This window comes from Streptomyces sp. NPDC026575, from assembly GCF_055567415.1.
In genome coordinates, this window is the sequence record NZ_JBVHQM010000010.1 from 153,639 (window position 1) to 174,666 (window position 21,028).

Sequence of the window (21,028 nt, forward strand, 5' to 3'; positions counted from 1 at the left end):
AACTGCCGTGCGAGCAGGTCAGGCAGGATGCGGAACGGCAGTGGAGTGGCGGGGCCGGAAATGGTGGGTTCCTTCACTGACTGCCGGGCCGAGCGGCCCTAGGGGCCGCATGCAGTACCCGCGACACCCAGCAGTACAACCGAGCAACCGAACAAGGTAAGGAGCAGACGCCATCAGGATCGCCCGGGCGAGGAAGAACACCGCTCGGGTACCGCAGGCCCCGGATGGGAAGGTGGTCCCCGGTCACGTATTCACGATCCCCGCACTTCCGCCCTCCCAGGCGGACCGGCGGAACAAGAGAGCCGGCGCAGTCAGCCGGTAGATGGTGTTGAAAGCTCGGGGCCCGGGTGCCAGTACGGCACTCGGGCCCCTCGACGCGTCCCCGAAAGAAGAGGTCTATGCCCCCTCGCAGTTCCCGCCCCGCCGACAAGTTCGACGACGACGATTACCCCGCCTACACCATGGGCCGGGCCGCCGAGATGCTCGGCACCACCCCCGCCTTCCTCCGCGCCCTTGGCGAGCACCGCCTGATCACCCCGCTGCGCTCCGAAGGCGGCCACCGCCGCTACTCCCGCTACCAGCTGCGCATCGCCGCCCGCGCCCGCGAACTCGTCGACTCCGGCACCGCCGTCGAGGCCGCCTGCCGCATCGTCATTCTCGAAGACCAGCTCGAAGAAGCCCAGCGCATCAACGAAGAACTGCGCACCGGCGGCGCCACGTCGTAACGGCGTTTCGAGACCGATCCGCCCGAGCTGGGCAGCGCTGCGGCCGCGACCTGACCCGCGACGGCAGACGTTGTCCCGGCGGCCGGGCCGGCACCGTGGACCAGGCTCGTCCGCCGCACCGAGGTTCAGGAGCCTTGCGTCGCTCGGCCGACTCCGGCAGGGCTCCACCATCGGGAAGCGCGCAATGGGCGGTGCGAAAGAGCCTTCGAAACCAACGGGATCCCCGCCCCCGACCACCGGAGATATCCAGGCTGCGCCGGGAAAAGCGTCTGGACGACGTGGCCAAGATCTGGCCGGTGCCCTCGTGGCGGTAGCCGGCATCATGACCGCCTTGGGGCTCAACAGCACGTTCGTGTGCGTCGCTCTCGACAACAGGTCGTGGCCCCTCTACGTGGCCTCGCTCTGCGCCGTCATCTCCCTCGTCTGCAGCACCGCCGCCCTACTCATCCGCCCCACAGGACGCGTGAGTCCCGTGGGAGACGGGCGTGCTCGTCCTCGGCGTCATCGTCTCCATGGCATCCCTGAGCACTGCCGTGGTCGGCGCCGCCCAGGCCGCGGGCGGAAACGGCCGCCCGACCTTCACCCTCTGCGTCTGGTCGTATGCCTCATTCTCCGGCGAGGCACCGAGAACCGGGCAAGATCGGCCGCCCATCACGGCGAAAGCCCATGGGGGCGGCGAGCCGGCAGGGGCCGGAGCATACGACTGCCCCTGGTGCGCGCCCCCGCGCTGCACGCCAGTGCAGCCACCCCCACGCGCGCAGAACCCGCGATCCACCACCCACCCGTTCAATTGATCTCGGGATGCAGCAGGCCCCCGCGGACCGGCCGGGGCCTGCTGTGTGTGGTCCGACCGGGTGCATACCGCTGTGCATTGGTCAGCCGGGGGTGGCTGGGGGCGTGGCGGAGTTCGTGAGGGCGTCGAGTTGGGCGGCGAGGTCGGGGTGGGTGGTGGCCAGGTGGGGGCGGGTGGCGTTCAGAGGGTGGACGAGGGCGGCGGGGTCGTCGTGACCGAGGGCCGCGTGGAGCTGGCTGAGCGGGAGACGGGCCGCTGTGGGGAGGTCGGTGAGGGCGGTGATCTGGCCGGCGATGCGGCGCAGGTCGGCGGCGTTGCGGCGGGCCCAGGTGACGGCGGTGCGTTCGGCGGCGCGGCGTTCGCGGGTGGCCTGGACGCGCTGTTCGCCGGTGGTTCCGGCGGGGCCGGGCCGGTTGCGCAGGTAGCGGCGTTCGGCGGCCTGGCGGCTGGCGACGCCGAGGGGGTGGGCGAGGTCGGCCCAGCTGGCGCCTGCGTGGCGGGCCGTTTCGATCAGGCCGGTTTCCCATCCGGCGAGCTGCTCGCGGACCTGCCGCAGCAGGAGGAGGGAGGCCAGGGCCTGCTCCGGGCCGGGGTCGGCGTGGGGAGCATCGGGGGCCTTGCGCTGGGCGGCGCGCAGGGCATCGTCCGTGGCTTCCAGGGCCGCCGCGGCGGCGAGAAACGAAGCCGGGCTCCGGGCGTCGGCGCCGGAAGAGACCGGCTGGTCAGCTGCTGTCATGGGCACCACCCTCGGACCGTCATCCTGTCGACGACGCCATGTTTGTCATCCATTGGATGACATGTTACAACAGTTTCAGTGAGGCGCATTGGCAGTAACTGCCCGAACCTGCTGGAGGTGTTTCGCGATGTTGATGCGCACTGACCCTTTCCGTGAGCTCGACCGGCTGGCTCAGCAGCTGATGGGCCAGGGAACCTGGTCGCGGCCTGCCGCGATGGCGATGGATGCCTACCGCGAGGGTGACGAGTACGTCGTGGCCTTCGACCTCCCCGGCGTCAGCTCGGACGCGATCGATATCGATGTCGAGCGGAACATGCTGACCGTCAAGGCCGAGCGGCGGCCCGTGGCGAAGGCCGGCGACGTGCAGATGGAGCTGTCGGAGCGGCCACTGGGCGTTTTCTCCCGCCAGATCGTGCTGGCCGACACGCTGGACACCGAGCACATCAAGGCCGACTACGACGCCGGGGTGCTCACCCTGCGCATCCCGATCGCCGAACGGGCCAAGCCCCGCAAGATCGCCGTCGGCGGGGAGGCATCCCGCAAGGAGATCTCCGGCTGAGCCGGGCGGCCCGGGCCGATCAGCAGCGGAGGACGGGCACCGATCTCCCCTTCGCCCGTCCTCCACACCCACTGGATTGCAGAAGGGGGCGGCCGACGTGCCCCTGCGATGGGAAGCGTTCCTCGACCGTGTCAAGGAACGCGGCGAGTACGACAGCCGGCAGGAAGCAGACCGCGCGGCCCGCGTGGTGCTCGCACTGCTGGGCGCACACCTGGTTGGCGAGGTGCGCGCCCAGCTGGCGGCGCGCCTGCCTGAAGGCTTCGCCCTGATCCTCCTCAACCCGCTGCAAAGCGCCGAACCGCTGTCACCGGAGCGGTTCGTCAGGGCGACGGCGGCCTGGATCGAGGGAGCCACCGAACAGACCGCGGCCTGGGACGTCGGCGCCGTCCTCAGCACGGTCGCCGACGCGGCCGACGAGGACCTGCTCGGCCAGATCCTGCTCCAGCTCCCCGCGGGCTACGACCTCCTCTTCGGCCACCCCCAGCCCACCTGACCACCCACACGGCCGGTGCCGCACACCGGCACCACAAGACCTCAAGACCTCATCGACAGAAAGGCGAACACCGCAGTGATGTCCGACCGGCGTGCACCGCTCCAGCACCCGCCCGCGATGACCTACCCGCAGCTGCTGGAGAAGGTCCGCTACGAAGGCGCCTACCCCACCCGGGAACGGGCCGAGGAAGCCGTCCGCCTGGTCCTCGCAGGGCTCGGACGCCAGCTGACGGGCGACGAACGCGTCGAACTGGCCGCACGCCTGCCCCTCGAAGCCGCACGCATCCTCACCGCACAGATCCCCGACCCCCAGCCCCTCACCGGCTGGGCCTTCGTCAAGGACCTCGCCACCCGCACCGGCGCCACCCCGGCCACCACCCGCTGGGACACCGGCTCCGTCCTCGCCGCCGTCGCAGCCCTGGCCGGCCCCGACCTCCTCACCCGCATCCTGCGCCAACTCCCCTCCGGCTACGCGCTGCTGTTCGGCCGCGCCGAACTCACCCGAGCCGCATAGCCGGCCCGTGCCCTCCCTGCGCCGAAGCGCGGTGATGACCGGCCTTGGTGGGGCGGGCGGTTGACAGGGCTCCTACGAGCCGCACCGGCCGAAGGCCGTCTGCCCCAGCGTGATCAGCGCCTCCGTCCTTGGGACGGCTGCGACGAACGAACTGCCGCAGCGGTGCGGGCTGGAGCCGGAGCAATGGGGCGTTAGCAGACACTACGGGCGTTGGAGGCTGGTGCCCGTGGGCTGGGGCATGGCGTTCGCCGAGGCGGCGGATGCGCCAGGTCAGTGCGCGGGCTGGGTTACGGGCGTCGTCCAGGGTGCGCTGGCCCACTGCCTGGTCGAGGACGACGGACGCGTTGTGCCCGGCGGTTTCTGCCTCGCCGAGGACGGTGGCGCGTGCGTCCCAGGCGGGGTCGGTCAGAATGCGCTCCGCGCGCTCGGGTACCGCGGCCCGGAGGTCGTGGGACAAGCGGCGTTTCGTCTGCTGGCCGGGGGCACGGCGCGCGGGGCCGGCCAGCACCGGTTCGAGTTGACTCGTTGCGGGTCGCTCGCTCGTCCCCGCGCTGACCTGCGCGGGGACGAGTGCGACGAGTCGAGTCAGGCTGCGGTGCCGGGGCGCGGCTCGGCTGCCTGCGGGGCGAGCCCCGCGGAAGGCTTCGGCTCGGGGCTCTTGCGGGCCCAGGTGTCGAGGAATGGGTTGCGGCCGAAGCCCTTGGCCTGGATGCCGTCGGGGAAGCGGCGGTTGGCCGAGCTGATGCCATAGGAGGACGAACCCAAGACTGCGAGAAGCGGGACAGCGCTTGGGTGGAGACCGGACGCGTCTTCACCCAGGAGCACGGCGAGATGCTCCACCCCGCCCACGCCACCCGCCGTTTCATCGAACTGTGCGAGGAGATCGACCTCCCGCTGATCCGGCTCCACGACCTGCGCCACGGGGCGGCGACCCTCGCCCGCGCGGCCGGAGCCGACCTGAAAGACATCCAGGAGGTGCTCGGCCACTCCTCGATCGCCATCAGGGCGGACACGTACACGAGCTTGCTGCCGGAAACCGACCTGGCGATCGCCGAGGCCGCCGCCCGCCTCGTCCTCCGCGCACGCCGCACGGAGCAGCCCGCCGAGACCGAGGCCGACCTCGAAGCGGACGAGGAATCCGGAGCCGAAGCCGTGGCGGACCGTACGGAAGAGTCCGCAGCCCAGCCGGGCCCTGGTGCCCCATCCGCTCACGCCCCGCGCACGCAAACGGCCCCGGACGAGGAGTCCGAGGCCGAACGAAGCACCTCCCCGGGGAGAAACCCCAGGTCAGCGCGGTGCGCGTAGAGCCCCCTGTCGGATTCGAACCGACGACCTTCGCTTTACAAGAGCGGTGCTCTGGCCAGCTGAGCTAAGGAGGCGTGCGGGAAGAAGTGTACCCAGGCGGGCCGGGTGTCGGGCTCCGCATTTGGTGAGAGCCAGGGTACTGACATCCGGGCCGGTCGGAGGTAGCGTCACGGGACAGTCCGCACAAGTGGACTACACCACTCCTTTTACTCGGATCGTCCGGCACGTTCCTGCCGGTGAAGGGACTCTCACCATGGCTACGGTCACGTATGACCAGGCAACCCGTATCTACCCGGGTTCCGACAAGCCCGCCGTCGACAAACTGGACATCGCCATCGAAGACGGCGAATTCCTCGTCCTGGTCGGCCCCTCCGGATGTGGCAAGTCCACCTCGCTGCGGATGCTCGCGGGGCTGGAGGACGTAGACGCGGGCGCCATCCGCATCGGGGACCGCGATGTCACCCACCTTCCGCCCAAGGACCGGGACATCGCCATGGTGTTCCAGAACTACGCGCTCTACCCGCACATGACGGTCGCCGACAACATGGGCTTCGCGCTCAAGATCGCCGGCGTTCCGAAGGCCGAGATCCGGCAGAAGGTCGAGGACGCGGCCAAGATCCTGGACCTCACGGAGTACCTGGGGCGCAAGCCCAAGGCACTGTCCGGCGGCCAGCGCCAGCGCGTCGCGATGGGCCGGGCGATCGTCCGGGAGCCGCAGGTGTTCCTGATGGACGAGCCGCTGTCCAACCTGGACGCGAAGCTGCGCGTGCAGACGCGTACGCAGATCGCCGGTCTGCAGCGCCGCCTCGGGATCACGACGGTCTACGTCACCCACGACCAGGTCGAGGCCATGACGATGGGCGACCGGGTCGCCGTCCTCAAGGACGGCCTGCTCCAGCAGGTCGACTCGCCGCGCAACATGTACGACCGCCCGGCTAACCTCTTCGTCGCGGGCTTCATCGGGTCTCCCGCCATGAACCTGGTCGAGGTGCCGATCACCGACGGCGGGGTGAAGTTCGGCAACAGCGTGGTGCCGGTCAACCGGGAGGCGCTGAGCGCGGCCGCCGACAAGGGGGACCGCACGGTGACGGTGGGCGTGCGCCCCGAGCACTTCGACATCGTCGAGCAGAACGGCGCCGCGGCGAAGTCGCTGTCCAAGGAGTCCGCGGACGCGCCGGCCGGCCTGGCCGTCACGGTCAACGTCGTCGAGGAGCTGGGCGCCGACGGCTACGTGTACGGCACCGCGGAGGTCGGCGGCGAGGTCAAGGACCTGGTCGTACGGGTCAACGGCCGCCAGGTCCCGGACAAGGGCAGCCGGCTGCACGTCGTGCCGCGCCCCGGCGAGACACATGTGTTCTCGACGTCGTCGGGCGAGCGCCTCAGCGACTGACGCGGGACGAGGACGGGCGCACCGGGCCCCGTCGGCGGCAATGGAAGCCGCATAGCCGATGTAACCGTTGTATCCGGGGCAACCAGGGCAACCCGCGCAGAAGGTCGGTGCAACGGGCGCCGCAGTTAACGGGCGCCGCGGTCCGGTGTAACCGACGCAGCGGGCAGGCGCGTTAGAGCGGCGGTGGTTCGGGGTAGCCCTGGACCGCCGCCGCTGACGCGTTTCCGGCGCGGCCGTACCGAGCCGTTCCACGGGGATCCGACGACGATCCGACAGCGTCACCCATAGGGGCATAACGGGGCTTTTCGTACCAGTGCGTCAACATCACAACCGCACCGACGGGCCATTACGTCCCCCGATACGGTGACCAAATGTCGCCAAATCATCACTCCTCGCTACCATCTCGACCGTGAACTCCGCAGCCCGCCGCATCGGCAGAACTCTCGCTCTCGTCCTTCCCGTCGTCCTCGTGCTGTCCGGGACCCTCGCGGTCACCCGCGTCCCCTGGGCGTCGACGGCCACCGACTCGCAGGTGCTGACCGCTTCCTCCGGGACGGCCTCCACCAAGGCCAGCCCCAGCGCCCCCGCGGACGTGCTCCGCAAGCGCCTGCTGGTCGAGCTCCAGGAGAAGAACCCCGGGGTCGCCCTGACCCACCTCCAGGAGGCGACCACCAAGCGCCCCTCGCTGGCCAAGGCGTGCGCCTCCATCGCCCGCGACCTCGGTCGTGCCGCGGTGGCCAAGTACGGTGCCGCGCACCGCGCCCAGGCTTTCTCCCGCCCGGTCTGCGACACCTCCTTCGCCACCGGCGTCGCCGCCGCCCAGTGACCACCACTCGCACCGCCTAAGGTGCGAACCATGACAGGCGCCCAGCATCCGTACCCCACGCAGGCCGTGGTCCTGGCCGGCGGCCAGGGCTCACGTCTCCGCCCGTATACCGATGACCGCCCCAAGCCGATGGTCGAGATTCCCGGCACCGGAACCCCGATCATCGGCCATCAGCTGAACTGGCTGGCCGAGGAGGGCGTCACGGACGCGGTCGTCTCCTGCGGCCACCTCGCCGAGGTGCTGCAGGACTGGCTGTCACAGGCCCAACTGCCCCTGCGCGTCACCACCGTTGTCGAGACCGAGCCGCTGGGTCGCGGCGGGGGCCTGAAGCACGCGGCCGGCTCGCTGCCCCGCCCGGACGAGCCCTGGTACGCCACCAACGGCGACATCTGGACCCGCTTCCCGCTCCGCGAAATGGCCGCGTTCCATGACGAACGCGATGCCGACGCCACCCTTGCGCTGGCCCGCCCCCGCATCCCCTGGGGCGTCGTCGAGACCGACGCGTTCGGGCACGTGCTGGACTTCATCGAGTCGCCGCCCTCGCCCTATCTGGTCAACGCCGGCGTCTACGTCTTCTCGGCCGCCTTCACGGACCTGCTCCCCGACCGCGGCGACCACGAGCGCACGACCTTCCCCCGCCTCGCCCGCGAACGCCGGCTGGCGGGTTTCCCGCTCCCGCAGGGCGCCTACTGGCGCGCCATCGACACGGCCAAGGACCTCACCGAGGCGGCCAAGGAGCTGGGCACGCAGGCGCGTTGAGGGCGCGCGGGCCGTCGTCCATGTCGTCGGGCCGACACCCTCTTGAGCCATCGTCCGCGTCGTCGTCGCACTGGGCCTCGTACGGCGTCGTCCGCGTCGGTGCCGGTGTCGGCATCGGCATCGGCATCGTTGTCGAGTCCGTCCGGCGGGGGAGGCGGGTGCTACGGCGGCGCCTGAGGGGCCGTACGCGCCTCAGACGCCCTGTCCTCGCCTTCCCCGGCCTCCACGGCCCCGTACGTCATCGAGGCCGTCCCAGCCGCCCTACGCGCCCTCTCCGCCCGCAGACGCCCCTGCGCCTACGGCCGGGGGCCCGCAAGCAGGCCCCACACACAAGGACGCGCCCACAAGCACGCCCGCACAAACACCCCCGCACCACGACCCGCGCACAAGCACCCCCGCACAAGGGCCCCCGCACAAGGACCCGCCCACCCCCCTTTGGGGGGTGGGCGGAGGGGAAAACGGCAGAGGGGAAAAAGCGGAGGGGAGAAATTCGGAGCGGCGGAGCAACGAAGCAGCGAAGCGCCGGAACGGCAGAGCGCCAGAACGGCGGAGCACCGGGACAGCCAAACGAACCGACCGGACCGAACAGCCTGACCGGACCGCCCGACCGCCCGGACCGAACGACCGCCTGGACCGCCCAGACCGCCCGGATCAACCAACCCGCCCAGCCCCGCTCCCCCGCTTCACCCCAGCAGTCCCCCCAACGTGCTCCCCCGGCCCCCGGAGTCGCCGGAGTCGGTGGAGCCGCCGTTGCCGGTGCCGGTCGTGCCGCCGCCGGTGCCGCCCGCGGTGCTCGGGGCCCGCGTCGGGGCGGGGGCGCGGGTCGGGACCGTCTGCCGCGGGGCGCTGGTGGTGGCGCCGGGCTGCTGGGAGAGGCCGGTGGTGCTGCCCGTGGAGCGGCCGGCGCCGGGGGCCGACGCGGAGGGTGCGCCGGGCCTGCGGGCCTTGTGCGAGGCGCCCGCGGAGGGGGTGCCGGGGCGTACGGCGCCGCCCGGGTGGCGCTGGCCGGGGCGGGTGGCGCTCTTGCCGGGGCGGGGCAGCGGCGAGCCGGGCAGGTTGTTGATCGCGGGCTCACCGGGCCGCGGCACGGTCGCGACCGTCGCGGACCGTACGGCGCCGCCGAGCAGCGAGCCGATCAGCAGGGTCAGTCCGGCCACCACCGTGGTCATCATCGCGCCGCGGCGCAGTACCCGGCGCCGCAGGTCGGCGACCTCGACGCGGGGGCCGAGCCGCCGCCATGCCTCGCCGGCCAGCCGGGCGTCCATGGAGTAGACGGGGGCGCCCGCGATGATCAGCGGGCTCCACGCGGCGAGGTAGATGATGTCGGGGGCGTCGTAGGCGGGCAGCGTGCGCCAGCTGACGGTCATCAGCAGCGCCGCGGAGAGCAGCGCGCCGATCGACGCGGCCACCCGCTGCCACAGTCCGCAGATGGTCAGGACGCCGACGACGACCTGGAGGAAGGCCACGGTCAGGCCGGCGCCGACGGGGTGCGAGACGGCGAAGTCGCGCAGCGGTACGGCCAGCGCCCACGGGTCGAGCGACAACAGCCACTTGACCATCGAGCCGCGCTCGCCGCCGTCGAAGTAGACGGGGTCGCAGAGCTTGCCCATGCCGGCGTAGACGGAGATCAGTCCGAGGAAGATCCGCAGCGGCAGCAGGACGACGCCGAGGTTCATCCGCCGGCCCGGGTAGTACGCGTGCCGCACGGTTTCGGTGCCGCGCCGCCTGCCCCCGGTGTCGTACGGTTCGCGGGCCCCGAAGCGGTCGTCGTCGAAGCGGTCGTCGTCGTAGCCGTCGTGATCGCGGTCGCCGTAGGTGTCGCGAGGGGGGTGGCTGCCGTAGTTGTCGCCGTATGCGCTGCCAACGGGGCGTACGCCGCGCAGCAGGGCGGTGTCGGGTTCGGCGGGGCCGCGCTGGCCGATCACGGTCTGGGCGGGGGGCGGGTCGTCGAGGCGGACCCGGGGCAGGACCTGGGTCGTGCCGACGTCCTCGCTCTGGCCGCCGTCGAGGCCGATGCCCGCGTTGCGCACCGCGTGCAGGAGTTGGGTGGTGGCGCCGGCCGCGCCGCCCGGTTCGGTGCGGCCGCTCCACACCACCGGCGCCCGGCGTCTGCCGCCGGTGGCCGGGCCCCGGGTGGCGGGGATGCGCGCGGCGTCGGCCGTGACGTGGCCCGGCGCGGGCGCGCCGAGCTGTACGCGGAAGCTGGCGTGGTTGACGATGACCTGCGCGGGATCGCACGGCACCTTGACCGAGCTCAGGCCCGGCTCGTCATCGAAGCCCGGCGAGCGTCCCCCCGTAGGCATGCGGGGTGTTCTGGTGTCCACGCTCATCTAACCGAGTGACCCGCGTTTAAGACACTGCCTTGACCGGGCCGATCTGTCCGAGACCCGTCAAAAGATCACGGGATACGGGCAGGGCGTACGGAGGGTCAGGTTTTGCCCCGAGGTGTGGCGCGGGTGTCGCGCACCCGCACCGGCCGCCCCGGGGCATCGCCGATCAGGCGCGCCGCCGCGCCGCCTCCCACAGCACGACACCGGCCGCGACACCGGCGTTCAGCGACTCCGCGCCGCCCGGCATCGGGATCCGCACGCGCAGATCGCAGGTCTCGCCGACCAGCCGCGACAGGCCCTTGCCCTCGCTGCCGACGACGATGACGACCGGGCCGTCCAGCGCCTCGACGTCCTGCAGCTCCAGCTCGCCGTCCGCGGCCAGGCCGACGACCGTCAGACCGGCCTTCTGGTACGACTCCAGGGCGCGGGTGAGGTTGGTGGCGCGGGCGACCGGCGTACGGGCCGCGGTGCCCGCCGAGGTCTTCCAGGCGCCGGCGGTCATTCCGGCCGCGCGGCGCTCGGGCACGACCACGCCGTGGCCGCCGAAGGCGGAGACGGAGCGGACGACGGCGCCCAGGTTGCGCGGGTCGGTGACCCCGTCCAGGGCGACGATCAGCGGGTCCTCGCCGGCGTCGAAGGCGGCGGCCGCCAGGTCCTCGGGGTGGGCGTACTCGTACGGGGGGATCTGCGCGACCAAGCCCTGGTGGTTGAGGCCGTTGGTCATGCGGTCCAGCTCGGGACGGGGCGCCTCCATGAGGTTCAGCCCGCGCTCGTTGGCGAGCTGGAGCGCCTCGCGCACCCGCTCGTCGGTGTCGATGAACTGCTGGACGTACAGGGTCGTGGCGGGCACGCCCTCGCGCAGCGCCTCGACGACCGGGTTGCGGCCGACGACCAGCTCCGCGGTGCCCTTGGCGCCGCCGCGCCGCGGGGCCGGGCGGCGGGCCGCGGCCTGCTTGGCCTTGGCGTTGGCCATCCGGTTCTTGACGTGTCCCTTACGAGCGGAGGCGGGCGGAGTCGGGCCCTTGCCCTCCAGGGACCGGCGCCGCTTACCGCCGCTGCCGACCTGCGCGCCCTTCTTGTTGGACGTGCGGCGGTTCCTGCGCTGGCTGTTGCCGGCCATGGGTCACCTGTTTCTTCACTGCTCTCGACGTCTCGCGACGTGGAGTGGGTACGTACGTATGGAATGAGTGTCGCCCGCGGCCACCGGGAAGGGCGAATCCGGGTGGCCGCCCACGGGCGCGACGGGGGTCAGGACAGCGACCAGCGCGGGCCCGACGGGGTGTCCTCGATCGACAGTCCCGACTGCTGGAGCTGGTCGCGGATGGCGTCCGCGGTGGCGTAGTCCTTGCGGGAGCGGGCGGCCTGGCGCTGTTCGAGGACGAGGCGCACGAGGGAGTCCACGACGCCGTGCAGGTCCTCGCCGCGGTCCGTGCCACCGGCCCAGCGCTCGTCGAGCGGGTCCAGGCCCAGCACGCCGAGCATCGCCCGCAGCTCGGCCAGCCGGGCCACCGCGGACTCCTTGTCGTCGGCGGTCAGCGCGGCGTTGCCCTGCCGGACGGTGGTGTGCACGATCGCCAGCGCCTGCGGGACGCCCAGATCGTCGTCCATCGCCTCGGCGAAGGCGAGCGGCACCTCGGGCGCGGGCTCGACGACGCCGGCCTTCTCGACGACGCGCTGGACGAAGCCCTCGATCCGCGCGAACGCGGACTCGGCCTCGCGCAGCGCTTCCTCGCTGTACTCGATCATCGAGCGGTAGTGCGGGGTGCCCAGGTAGTAGCGCAGGACGATCGGGCGCCAGCGCCGGACCATCTCGGAGACGAGCACGGAGTTGCCCAGCGACTTGGACATCTTCTCGCCGCTCATGGTCACCCAGGCGTTGTGCGCCCAGTACGCGGCGAAGTCGTCGCCGAACGCCTTGGCCTGGGCGATCTCGTTCTCGTGGTGCGGGAAGACCAGGTCGACGCCGCCGCCGTGGATGTCGAAGGCGGAGCCCAGGTACTTGTGGGCCATCGCCGAGCACTCCAGATGCCAGCCGGGGCGGCCGCGGCCCCAGGGGGTCTCCCAGCTGGGCTCGCCCTCCTTGGCGGCCTTCCACATGGCGAAGTCGCGCGGGTCCCGCTTGCCGGTCTCGCCCTCGCCGGACGGCTGGCGCAGGTTGTCCAACTCCTGGTTGGACAGCTGGAGATAGCCGGGGAAGGACCTGACGTCGAAGTAGACGTTGCCGTCGGCGGCGTAGGCGTGGCCGCGCTCGATCAGGCCGCGCATCATCTCGATCATCTCGGGGATGTGGCCGGTGGCGCGCGGTTCGTAGGTCGGGCGCAGGCAGCCGAGGGAGTCGTACGCCGTGTTGAAGGCGACCTCGTTCTCGTAGCCGATCGACCACCAGGGGCGGCCCTGCTCCTCCGACTTCGCGATGATCTTGTCGTCGATGTCCGTGACATTGCGCACGAACGTCACGTCGTAGCCGCGGTACTCGAACCAGCGGCGCATGATGTCGAAGTTCAGCCCCGACCTGATGTGCCCGATGTGCGGGGCGGCCTGCACGGTCGCACCACAGAGGTAGATCGAGACGCAGCCCGGCGTGAGCGGGGTGAAGTCGCGAATCTGCCGGGCGCTGGTGTCGTACAGGCGAATCGTCACGGAACCAGGGTAGTCGGAACCGGGCAGTGCCCCGCGACGCATCGGCCACGGGGTCGCGGATCGGCCGAAACCGTCTGATTTGCCGGATCCCACCACCCGGAGGGCGCCGGTCAGATACTGCCGATCACCTTGCGCGGGGTGATCCGGACGACCACCCGCGGGTCGTCGTCGGCCGATGCCGGGTTGAAGTCCGCGTAGGGCTTTCCGGTGTACTTGCGGGACAGCTCGTCGATCAGCTCCGGGCCGCCGTCGGTGGTGAGGGTGGCGGTGCCGCGGATCTCCGCGTAGGTGTACGGGGCGTCGAAGGGCTGGACGACGACCGAGACGCGCGGGTCGCGGCGGATGTTGGCCTCCTTGCGGCGGCCGACCGTCGTCGAGATCAGCAGATCGTCGCCGTCCCGCTTCACCCACACTGGCGAGACCTGCGGACTGCCGTCGGGCTGGATCGTCGCCAGGGTCACGAACACCGGCGCGTCGAGGAGCTTGTGGAGGTCGTCGGACAGTGTGGCGGTCACGGGGGGTCCTTCCTTGCGGGCCGTCGACGGGGGACGCGAATACCGCGATCCTCCCTCAACGCCCGTGCCGCGCCCGGCATTCCCGCGCCGTACGGGTGGGAAAGCCGGGCGCCGCGCCCGCCGCTGCGGGCCGCACCGGGGCCGTAGGCGCTCAGGCGGTACGGAAGACGATCGCGGTGGCGACCGCCGCCAGCCCCTCGGCGCGGCCGGTCAGGCCCAGCCCGTCCGAGGTCGTCCCGGAGACCGACACCGGTGCGCCGACGGCCGCCGACAGCGCCTTCTGCGCCTCGTCGCGCCGCTTGCCGACCTTCGGGCGCACGCCGATGACCTGCACCGCGACATTGCCGATCGCGAAACCCTCGGCCCGGACGATCCGCGCGGCCTCGGCCAGCAGCGTCACCCCGGAGGCGCCGGACCACTCGGGGCGGCCGGTGCCGAAGTGCGCGCCCAGGTCGCCGACGCCGGCCGCCGAGAAGAGCGCGTCGCAGGCGGCGTGCGCGGCCACGTCGCCGTCGCTGTGGCCGGCCAGGCCGTACTCCTCGCCCTCCCACAGCAGCCCGGCGCACCACAGCTCGCGGCCCCGCTCGAAGGCGTGCACGTCGGTGCCGATGCCGACGAGGGGGATGCCGGCCGGCCCGCCGGCGGGGGTCGGCTCGGAAGCCGGCTCAGACATAGCCATCGGTGGCCCTCCTACGGGCGAGTACGGCCTCGGCCAGGACCAGGTCCAGCGGCCGGGTCACCTTGAACGCCTCCTCGTGGCCGGGGACGACCACGACGGGCGTGCCGAGCCGTTCGACCAGCCCGGCATCGTCGGTGGCGCCCTCGCCCTCGACGACGGTGTCATGCGCCTTGAGCAGGGTCGCCGGGTCGAAGCCCTGCGGGGTCTGTACCGCGCGCAGCAGCGCCCGCTCCGGGGTGCCGACGACCGGCTCGGGGGCGCCCTGGGGCTGCGGCTCGACCTGCTTGACGGTGTCGGCGAGCGGCAGTGCGGGCACGACGGCCGGCGCACCGGCGCGGACGGCCGCGATCACCGCGTCGACGGTGTCGACCGGGACCAGCGGGCGGGCGGCGTCGTGCACCAGCACCACGTCGACGTCCTGCGGCAGCGCCGCCAGACCGAGCCGTACGGACTCCTGGCGGGTTCGGCCGCCGGGGACGACCACGAGGTCGGTGCGGTCGGCGAGCGGGTACTCGTGCAGCAGGCGGTCGACCTCGGTGGCGCCGTCGGGCGGGGCGACCACGACGATCAGCGAGACGGCGCGGGAGGCGGCCATCGCGCGCACGGCGTGCACCAGCATGGGCGTGCCGCCCAGCGTCCGCAGCGCCTTGGGGGTGCCGGGACCGAGCCGGACGCCGCGGCCGGCGGCGGGGATCACCGCGGCGGTGCGGATCGGGCGGGAGGGATCTGACATCGATGGCTCCGGAGTCCGGGGCGAGCCCGGAATTGGCGCAGACAGGTTTGTTTCCTCGGGCGAGGTGGGTATGGCCTGGGCGTGCCCCTTGCTCGCAGAGCATCGGGGAGTGCCGGGTGCGACGCCTTGACCGGACCCTTCCGTGACACGGTCGGGGCAGGTGCCCGGGACGCCACAGCGGCCCGGCCCCCAGCGGGTCGTCGCAATCGCCGACCCCGGCCGATCGCCGTCTTAGAGGCAGATATGCCGCAGCGCCCGGCAACAGACCCCTCCACATGGGAAACGGTCGTCACTCGGGCACCGCGGCATTGCTACGTCATCACTGCGTGTCGTCACTGGTGGGTGTCGTCGCTGCGTATGTCGTCACTGCGTCGGACGAGCGCCTTACGGCGTCAGGACGCGAGAACCTCGTCGAGCAGGGCCTCGGCCTTGTCCTCGTTGGTGTTCTCGGCGAGGGCGAGTTCGCTCACCAGAATCTGGCGGGCCTTTGCGAGCATCCTCTTCTCACCGGCGGAGAGGCCGCGCTCGCGCTCACGCCGCCACAGGTCGCGCACTACTTCGGCGACCTTGATCACATCGCCGGAAGCGAGCTTCTCAAGATTTGCCTTGTAGCGACGGGACCAGTTCGTCGGCTCTTCGGCATACGGTGCGCGAAGCACCTCGAAGACCCGGTCCAGCCCGTCCTGGCCAACCACGTCGCGCACGCCGACGAACTCCGCATTGTCCGCTGGCACACGAACAGTCAAGTCGCCCTGGGCGACCTTCAGCACCAAGTAGGTCTTGTCCACGCCTTTGATCTGGCGAGTTTCGATGGCCTCGATCAGCGCGGCCCCGTGATGGGGATAGACCACGGTGTCGCCAACCTTGAACGTCATGTGACAGGTACCCCTTCCGTGGCTATCCATGCTAACACGGGAACGGGCCGTTCTGAATGGCGTTTTCGCAGGTCAGGGCATATCTCGGGGCTTGACAACAGAGACCGGAACGTGCTGCGAGGGGCCCTTGGGCGCAGGTATTCGCAGGTCGGAGGCGCTTCGCGGGCAAGCGGAAACGCGCTCGTCGCGCGCAGGGAAGACCAAGATCGACGGGCTGAACGTCCCGTTTTGCACAGATCCGCATGAGCGAGTTCCGCTACTCCGTTCGGCCGCCCAGGTACCCCAAGGGGTCGATTCTCGAATTGATCACCTTCCGGGCGGCGAAGAGTGTGATCAATTCCGCGCGGCCTTCACATTCCCTTCGAATACTTCTTTTCACCTGGGAAACCGGCCGGGGGAAACGTGCGCGTGCCCACTCGAACGGCCGCCTGTCGAATATTCCCTCCCTGTTCCCGCCGTCCATACTCCGGCGGAGTTCCCCCGGCGCTGTTCCCCGGATGATCTTCGGGAGTGTTCCCGGCGAACTCGGAAGATCTTGAACGCGGCCGGCTTTCGGTCCGGCTATCGCGCGGCGGGGCCCGGGGCCCGGGGCCGCGGCCGGCGGACCGTGCGCGGACGGCGGCGCAGGGGCCCGTGATCGCGCTGGGGGCGGGTCGGGTGCGGCGGCGCGAGGACGGCTCGGTAACCTAGCGGCGCTGACACACCCTTAGGGCGGCTTTACGTACGCGTCGTACCCGACGCCTACGCGGCGCCGCCCCAGCCGTCCATCCGCGACCGGGCACGAACGTTCGGCCGCCGTAGCTCGTCAAGGAGATGCCGCCGCCGTGAGCCGCAGCCTTCGACGCGGCGTCCTCGCCGCCACCGTCCTTTCGCTCTCGATCGCCACGCTGTCCGCGTGCGGGGCCGGGAACGACGCCCAGACGCTGCAGGTCAAGCCGGACAACGCCGCGACCTCCGCCGGCGACATCAAGATCCAGAACGCCTCCGTCGTCACCCAGCCCGAGCTGGACGCCAAGGGCCCGGCCGTGGTGACCGCGACGCTGTTCAACAACGGCTCCAAGGACCAGAAGCTGACCGGGATCGCCGTCGACGGCACCGGCCAGTCGGCCAAGCTGACGCCGGCCGGCGGCGGCTCGGGCTCGATCACCGTGCCGGCCGGCGGCTCGGTCGTGATCGGCGGGGCGGACAACGCCTCGGCCGTCCTGGCGAGCGGCCGGGAGGCCGTCCAGGACGGAAACGTCCAGAACCTGACGTTCGACTTCAGCTCCGCCGGCAAGGTGAAGATCGCCGCCTTCGTCGTCCCGGCGAAGAGCTACTTCGAGGGCTACGGGCCGGCCCAGGTGCCGCAGCCGTCGGGCTCGGCCACCCCGGGCGGCAAGTCCTCGGAGTCGGGCAAGCCGACCGAGTCCGGCACGCCCACCTCCACGGCCTCGCCGACCACCACCACCAAGCCCGCGGGGTCGTCGCACAGCGGTCACTGACCCGCTCGTCATACGCCAGGGGCGCCCGTCCGATCCGGAGGGGCGCCCCTGGCGTATGCGGCCGGTCGGCCGGCTGCCTTCGGCCTACGGCTCGAACTTGTAGCCCAGGCCGCGGACCGTGACGAGGTAGCGCGGCGCGCCCGGGTCGGGCTCGATCTTGGCGCGCAGCCGCTTGACGTGCACGTCCAGGGTCTTGGTGTCACCGACGTAGTCGGCGCCCCAGACCCGGTCGATGAGCTGCATGCGGGTCAGCACCCGGCCCGCGTTGCGCAGCAGCATCTCCAGGAGGTCGAACTCCTTCAGGGGCAGGTCGACCTTGCCGCCGGAGACCGTGACGACATGGCGGTCCACGTCCATCCGGACCGGGCCTGCCTCCAGGGCCTGCGGGGCGACCTCCTCCGGCTCGCCGCGGCGGCGGAGCACGGCGCGGATGCGGGCCACCAGCTCACGGGAGGAGAAGGGCTTGGTGACGTAGTCGTCGGCTCCTATTTCCAGGCCGACGACCTTGTCGATCTCGCTGTCCTTGGCGGTCACCATGATGACCGGGACGTTGGAGCGGCCGCGCAGCTGGCGGCAGACCTCGGTGCCGGGCAGGCCCGGAAGCATCAGGTCCAGCAGCACGAGATCGGCGCCGTTGCGCTCGAACTCGTCGAGTCCGTCAGGGCCCGTTGCCGCGATGGCGACCTCGAAACCCTCCTTGCGGAGCATGTACGACAGTGCGTCGCTGAACGATTCCTCGTCCTCGACGACGAGCACTCGGGTCACGGAAGGACCTCCGGGGCTGGGTGGGCTGGGAGCGGATCGTTGAAGGTCTCGTACGGGCGGTCCTCGTCGTCGAGGCCCTCCGCGGTGAGGTCGGCGGGCCGGTCGCGGTCGCGGACGGCTCCGGCTTCCGGGAGACGCAGGGTGAAGGTGGAGCCCTGTCCCTCAGCGCTCCAGACCGTGACCTCCCCGCCGTGCGAGGCGGCCACATGCTTGACGATGGCGAGGCCGAGGCCGGTCCCGCCGGTGGCGCGCGAGCGCGCCGGGTCCACGCGGTAGAACCGCTCGAAGACGCGGTCCCGGTCCTTTTCCGATATCCCGATGCCCTGGTCGGTCACCGCGATCTCGATCAGGTCCCCGCCGGGCGCGGAGACCCGGCGCCCGGCGATCCCGACGCGGGTGCGCGCCGGGGAGTAGTTGACGGCGTTCTCGACGAGGTTGCCCAGGGCCGCCGCGAGCTGGCCGCGGTTTCCCCAGACGTGCAGCTCGGCGGTGCCTCCGGCGGCCATGGTGATCTGCTTCGCGCCGGCCTGCTGGCGGCAGCGGTCGATCGCCTCGGCGACCAGTTCCTCGACCCGGACCGGCTCGGCGTCCTCCAGCGGGTCGTCGTTCTGGACCCGGGAGAGGTCGATGAGCTCCTGGACGAGGTTGGTCAGGCGGGTGGCCTCGTTCTGCATCCGACCGGCGAAGCGGGTGACGGCCTCGGGGTCGTCGCTGGCGTCCATCACGGCCTCGGAGAGCAGTGAGAGCGCGCCGGCGGGGGTCTTGAGCTCATGGCTGACGTTGGCGACGAAATCGCGGCGGACGGCCTCTATGCGGCGGGCCTCCGTCAGGTCCTCGACCAGCAGCAGGACGAGCCGGGAGCCGAGCGGGGCGACTCTGGCGGAGACCGCGAGGGCCTCGCCGCGGCCGGTGCCGCGGCGCGGCAGATCCAGTTCGACCTGGCGTATCTCGCCGTCCCTGCGGGTGTCGCGGGCCATCTGGAGCATCGGCTCGACGGCGAGCTTGCCACCGCGGACCAGGCCCAGGGCGTACGCCGCCGAGCTGGCCTTGACGACGGCGTCCGCCTCGTCGAGGACCACTGCCGAGGAGCGCAGGACCGACAGCACGGTGTCGACGCCGGGCGGCAGCACGGCGTCGGTGTGCAGGGAGGTGCGGGTGGGTTTGGCCTGGTCGCGCTCGCTCCAGCGGAACGCCAGCATGGCGAAGACGCCGGTGCACAGTCCGGCGATCGCTGCCACTGCGGCGACGGCCGCATCCACGTTCATGAGTCCAGAGTATGTGCCGGGTCGGACACCGCCCCAGCCTCGCGAGCCGCTGCTCGAACAGCCGTCGCCCAGAGTTCACCGTGGCGTCCGTGCGGGTTCACTCCGGAGGCCGGTCCGGGGCGGCCGGCGGGCCGTCGGGCGCCCTTGGGATACCGGCGCGAGCAGCCCGCCGGGTCGGCCCGGGGCCGGGTGAACCGCGTCGGCGGCCTCGGTGCAGCGGTGGCGTCGCCCAGAGTTCACCTTCGCGTCGTCGGTGGTTCACCCAGGGTGGCAGCGCAGGTCGCGATCCGGCCACAAGGTGAGGGTGCGGGTGACGGATCGGCTCAAAGCGGCCGCTGGGCCAGGGCTCCACCGGAACACCGGCACTGCGGAGCACCGGCTCCGTGGAGCACCGCCCCGTCGGGACACGGGCCGCACGGAACGGACCGTGAGACCGTGGGCGCAGGTCAACCCTGCACCGTCCCCCCCCACATACGCCACACCACCACTCGACGCGAGAGAAGGTCACAGATGCGGGACGCGTACCACGAGGAGCTGGATTCGATCGGCGAGGGCCTGGTCGAGATGGCCCGGCTCGTCGGCTCCGCGATCGGGCGCGCCACCACGGCGATACTCGACGCGGACCTCAAGCTGGCCGAGCACGTCATCGCCGCCGACGAGAAGGTCGACGATCTGCAGCGCGACCTGGAGGCCCGGGCGATAGCCCTGCTGGCGCGGCAGCAGCCGGTCGCCACGGACCTGCGGATCGTCGTCACCTCGCTGCGGATGAGCGCGGATCTGGAGCGCTCCGGCGACCTGGCCCAGCACGTGGCCAAGCTGGCCCGGCTGCGCTTCCCGGAGACGGCCGTACCGCGCGATCTGCACGCCACCATCCTGGAGATGGGGCAGCTGGCGCAGCGCCTGATGGCGAAGGCCGCCGAGGTCATCATCACCAAGGACGTCGATCTCGCGCTCCAGCTGGAGCAGGACGACGACGCGATGGACATGCTGCACCGCACGCTGTTCCAGCACCTGATGGACGACCGCTGGAAGCACGGCATCGAGACGGCCGTGGACGTGACGCTGCTGGGCCGCTACTACGAGCGCTTCGCCGACCACGCGGTCTCCGTCGCCAAGCGGGTCGTCTACCTCGTGACCGGTGAGCACGCCGACGAGATCGCCCCGCCGACGTCGGTGGAAGGCGCGTAGCCAGGGCAGAGTCCTGAAAGGGGGCGGGTCCGCGGTGTGCGTCCGCCCCCTGAGCGACCGAGCGCCATTGACGTGTGCCTCCACGCGCCGTTGACGCGCCGTGCCGGCCGGGCTTGCAATGGGCGACGGTGCCCCACCGGGCACCAGACGACCCCTAGGAGGCAATGCATGGCATCCATTGCGCACTCCCTCACCCCCGTCGAGCACCCTCAGCCCGCCCAGATGTCCTGCTCGTGCGGCCCCGGGTGCAGTTGCGGCTGCCAGTCGGGCGGACCATGCCAGTGCGGCGGCGGCTGCTAGCGGCCGCGAGTGTCCACGGCACAGTGCCACCGCGGCCCCGGTCGGCTGATCAGCCGACCGGGGCCGCGGTGGTGTTCAGGGGGGGGGGGTCCCCCGGAGGGGGACCCGCCGCACAATCGGGTTACAGGCCGAGCTTCAGGGGATGAATCCTTTTCTTT

The 21,028-nt window shown here is 71.5% G+C and carries 21 protein-coding genes and 1 tRNA gene; 10 read left to right on the forward strand and 12 right to left on the reverse strand.

The annotated features are described in order from the left end of the window. Nucleotides 1-398: 398 nt before the first annotated feature. Nucleotides 399-725: a MerR family transcriptional regulator gene (locus ACZ4NB_RS16195; protein ID WP_467661950.1), complete on the forward strand. Its 327-nt coding sequence runs from the start codon at nt 399-401 to the stop codon at nt 723-725. 875 nt (nt 726-1,600) lie between these two features. Here ACZ4NB_RS16195 and ACZ4NB_RS16200 read toward each other — a convergent pair. Then, the gene (locus tag ACZ4NB_RS16200) at nt 1,601-2,254 is read right to left on the reverse strand and encodes a type III effector protein (RefSeq protein ID WP_467661952.1); all 654 of its coding nucleotides are present in this window, start codon (nt 2,252-2,254) and stop codon (nt 1,601-1,603) included. A 127-nt stretch (nt 2,255-2,381) separates the two neighbouring features. Between ACZ4NB_RS16200 and ACZ4NB_RS16205 the strand changes: the two genes are divergently transcribed. The 3 genes from ACZ4NB_RS16205 (at nt 2,382) to ACZ4NB_RS16215 (ending at nt 3,819) form a co-directional block, all read left to right on the forward strand. After that, a complete protein-coding gene (locus ACZ4NB_RS16205; protein ID WP_467661954.1) occupies nt 2,382-2,813 on the forward strand; it encodes an Hsp20/alpha crystallin family protein in 432 nt (143 codons plus the stop codon). Between the two features lie 97 nt (nt 2,814-2,910). Beyond that, nucleotides 2,911-3,306, forward strand: a complete 396-nt coding sequence (locus ACZ4NB_RS16210; RefSeq protein ID WP_467661956.1) for a DUF2267 domain-containing protein — start codon at nt 2,911-2,913, stop codon at nt 3,304-3,306. A gap of 78 nt (nt 3,307-3,384) precedes the next feature. Next, on the forward strand, nt 3,385-3,819 hold the full coding sequence (locus tag ACZ4NB_RS16215) for a DUF2267 domain-containing protein (protein ID WP_467661958.1): 435 nt from the start codon (nt 3,385-3,387) through the stop codon (nt 3,817-3,819). Nucleotides 3,820-4,404: 585 nt separating this feature from the next. Here ACZ4NB_RS16215 and ACZ4NB_RS16220 read toward each other — a convergent pair. Next, the gene (locus ACZ4NB_RS16220; RefSeq protein ID WP_467661960.1) at nt 4,405-4,584 is read right to left on the reverse strand and encodes a DUF3631 domain-containing protein; all 180 of its coding nucleotides are present in this window, start codon (nt 4,582-4,584) and stop codon (nt 4,405-4,407) included. 27 nt (nt 4,585-4,611) lie between these two features. On the opposite strand from ACZ4NB_RS16220, the gene ACZ4NB_RS16225 reads away from it, so the two are divergent. Next, nucleotides 4,612-5,124: a tyrosine-type recombinase/integrase gene (locus ACZ4NB_RS16225; RefSeq protein WP_467661962.1), complete on the forward strand. Its 513-nt coding sequence runs from the start codon at nt 4,612-4,614 to the stop codon at nt 5,122-5,124. Here the strand turns inward: ACZ4NB_RS16225 and ACZ4NB_RS16230 are convergent. Continuing rightward, nucleotides 5,125-5,198, reverse strand: a tRNA-Thr gene (locus ACZ4NB_RS16230). A 179-nt stretch (nt 5,199-5,377) separates the two neighbouring features. Between ACZ4NB_RS16230 and ACZ4NB_RS16235 the strand changes: the two genes are divergently transcribed. The 3 genes from ACZ4NB_RS16235 to ACZ4NB_RS16245 all read left to right on the forward strand — a co-directional run bounded on the left by ACZ4NB_RS16235 (nt 5,378) and on the right by ACZ4NB_RS16245 (nt 8,099). Then, nucleotides 5,378-6,514 (forward strand): ABC transporter ATP-binding protein, encoded by a 1,137-nt coding sequence (locus ACZ4NB_RS16235; protein ID WP_467661964.1) that lies wholly within the window; start codon nt 5,378-5,380, stop codon nt 6,512-6,514. Between the two features lie 409 nt (nt 6,515-6,923). After that, nucleotides 6,924-7,340, forward strand: a complete 417-nt coding sequence (locus tag ACZ4NB_RS16240; RefSeq protein WP_393488341.1) for a hypothetical protein — start codon at nt 6,924-6,926, stop codon at nt 7,338-7,340. Nucleotides 7,341-7,370: 30 nt separating this feature from the next. Beyond that, the gene (locus tag ACZ4NB_RS16245; RefSeq protein WP_467661966.1) at nt 7,371-8,099 is read left to right on the forward strand and encodes a nucleotidyltransferase family protein; all 729 of its coding nucleotides are present in this window, start codon (nt 7,371-7,373) and stop codon (nt 8,097-8,099) included. A gap of 683 nt (nt 8,100-8,782) precedes the next feature. On the opposite strand, the gene ACZ4NB_RS16250 is transcribed toward ACZ4NB_RS16245, so the two are convergent. The 7 genes from ACZ4NB_RS16250 to ACZ4NB_RS16280 all read right to left on the reverse strand — a co-directional run bounded on the left by ACZ4NB_RS16250 (nt 8,783) and on the right by ACZ4NB_RS16280 (nt 15,871). Then, nucleotides 8,783-10,402, reverse strand: coding sequence for a DoxX family protein (locus ACZ4NB_RS16250; RefSeq protein WP_467661968.1), 1,620 nt, complete (start codon nt 10,400-10,402; stop codon nt 8,783-8,785). A 193-nt stretch (nt 10,403-10,595) separates the two neighbouring features. Beyond that, nucleotides 10,596-11,549, reverse strand: a complete 954-nt coding sequence (gene rlmB, locus ACZ4NB_RS16255; RefSeq protein ID WP_467661970.1) for a 23S rRNA (guanosine(2251)-2'-O)-methyltransferase RlmB — start codon at nt 11,547-11,549, stop codon at nt 10,596-10,598. A gap of 128 nt (nt 11,550-11,677) precedes the next feature. Then, on the reverse strand, nt 11,678-13,069 hold the full coding sequence (gene cysS, locus ACZ4NB_RS16260; RefSeq protein WP_467661972.1) for a cysteine--tRNA ligase: 1,392 nt from the start codon (nt 13,067-13,069) through the stop codon (nt 11,678-11,680). Between the two features lie 110 nt (nt 13,070-13,179). After that, nucleotides 13,180-13,584, reverse strand: coding sequence for a PPOX class F420-dependent oxidoreductase (locus ACZ4NB_RS16265; protein WP_467661974.1), 405 nt, complete (start codon nt 13,582-13,584; stop codon nt 13,180-13,182). 151 nt (nt 13,585-13,735) lie between these two features. Continuing rightward, nucleotides 13,736-14,257 carry a 2-C-methyl-D-erythritol 2,4-cyclodiphosphate synthase gene (ispF, locus tag ACZ4NB_RS16270; protein ID WP_467662172.1) on the reverse strand — a complete coding sequence of 174 codons (522 nt, stop codon included), beginning with the start codon at nt 14,255-14,257 and terminating at the stop codon, nt 13,736-13,738. Beyond that, a complete protein-coding gene (gene ispD, locus ACZ4NB_RS16275; RefSeq protein ID WP_467661976.1) occupies nt 14,250-14,996 on the reverse strand; it encodes a 2-C-methyl-D-erythritol 4-phosphate cytidylyltransferase in 747 nt (248 codons plus the stop codon). Before ispD ends, ispF begins: the two co-directional genes overlap by 8 nt. Before the next feature lie 392 nt (nt 14,997-15,388). Continuing rightward, nucleotides 15,389-15,871, reverse strand: coding sequence for a CarD family transcriptional regulator (locus tag ACZ4NB_RS16280; protein WP_003953493.1), 483 nt, complete (start codon nt 15,869-15,871; stop codon nt 15,389-15,391). Nucleotides 15,872-16,695: 824 nt separating this feature from the next. Between ACZ4NB_RS16280 and ACZ4NB_RS16285 the strand changes: the two genes are divergently transcribed. Further along, entirely contained in the window at nt 16,696-17,352 is a 657-nt protein-coding gene (locus ACZ4NB_RS16285; protein WP_467661978.1) for a copper chaperone PCu(A)C domain-containing protein, read from the forward strand. Between the two features lie 84 nt (nt 17,353-17,436). On the opposite strand, the gene phoP is transcribed toward ACZ4NB_RS16285, so the two are convergent. Together phoP and phoR are read right to left on the reverse strand one after the other, a co-directional pair. After that, nucleotides 17,437-18,108 (reverse strand): two-component system response regulator PhoP, encoded by a 672-nt coding sequence (gene phoP / locus ACZ4NB_RS16290; protein ID WP_466419800.1) that lies wholly within the window; start codon nt 18,106-18,108, stop codon nt 17,437-17,439. A gap of 5 nt (nt 18,109-18,113) precedes the next feature. After that, nucleotides 18,114-19,382 carry a two-component system sensor histidine kinase PhoR gene (gene phoR, locus ACZ4NB_RS16295; protein ID WP_467661980.1) on the reverse strand — a complete coding sequence of 423 codons (1,269 nt, stop codon included), beginning with the start codon at nt 19,380-19,382 and terminating at the stop codon, nt 18,114-18,116. Nucleotides 19,383-19,892: 510 nt separating this feature from the next. Here phoR and phoU point away from each other — a divergent pair. Beyond that, complete coding sequence (gene phoU, locus ACZ4NB_RS16300; RefSeq protein WP_467661982.1) at nt 19,893-20,570, forward strand: phosphate signaling complex protein PhoU; 678 nt, start codon at nt 19,893-19,895, stop codon at nt 20,568-20,570. The last annotated feature ends 458 nt before the right edge of the window (nt 20,571-21,028 follow it).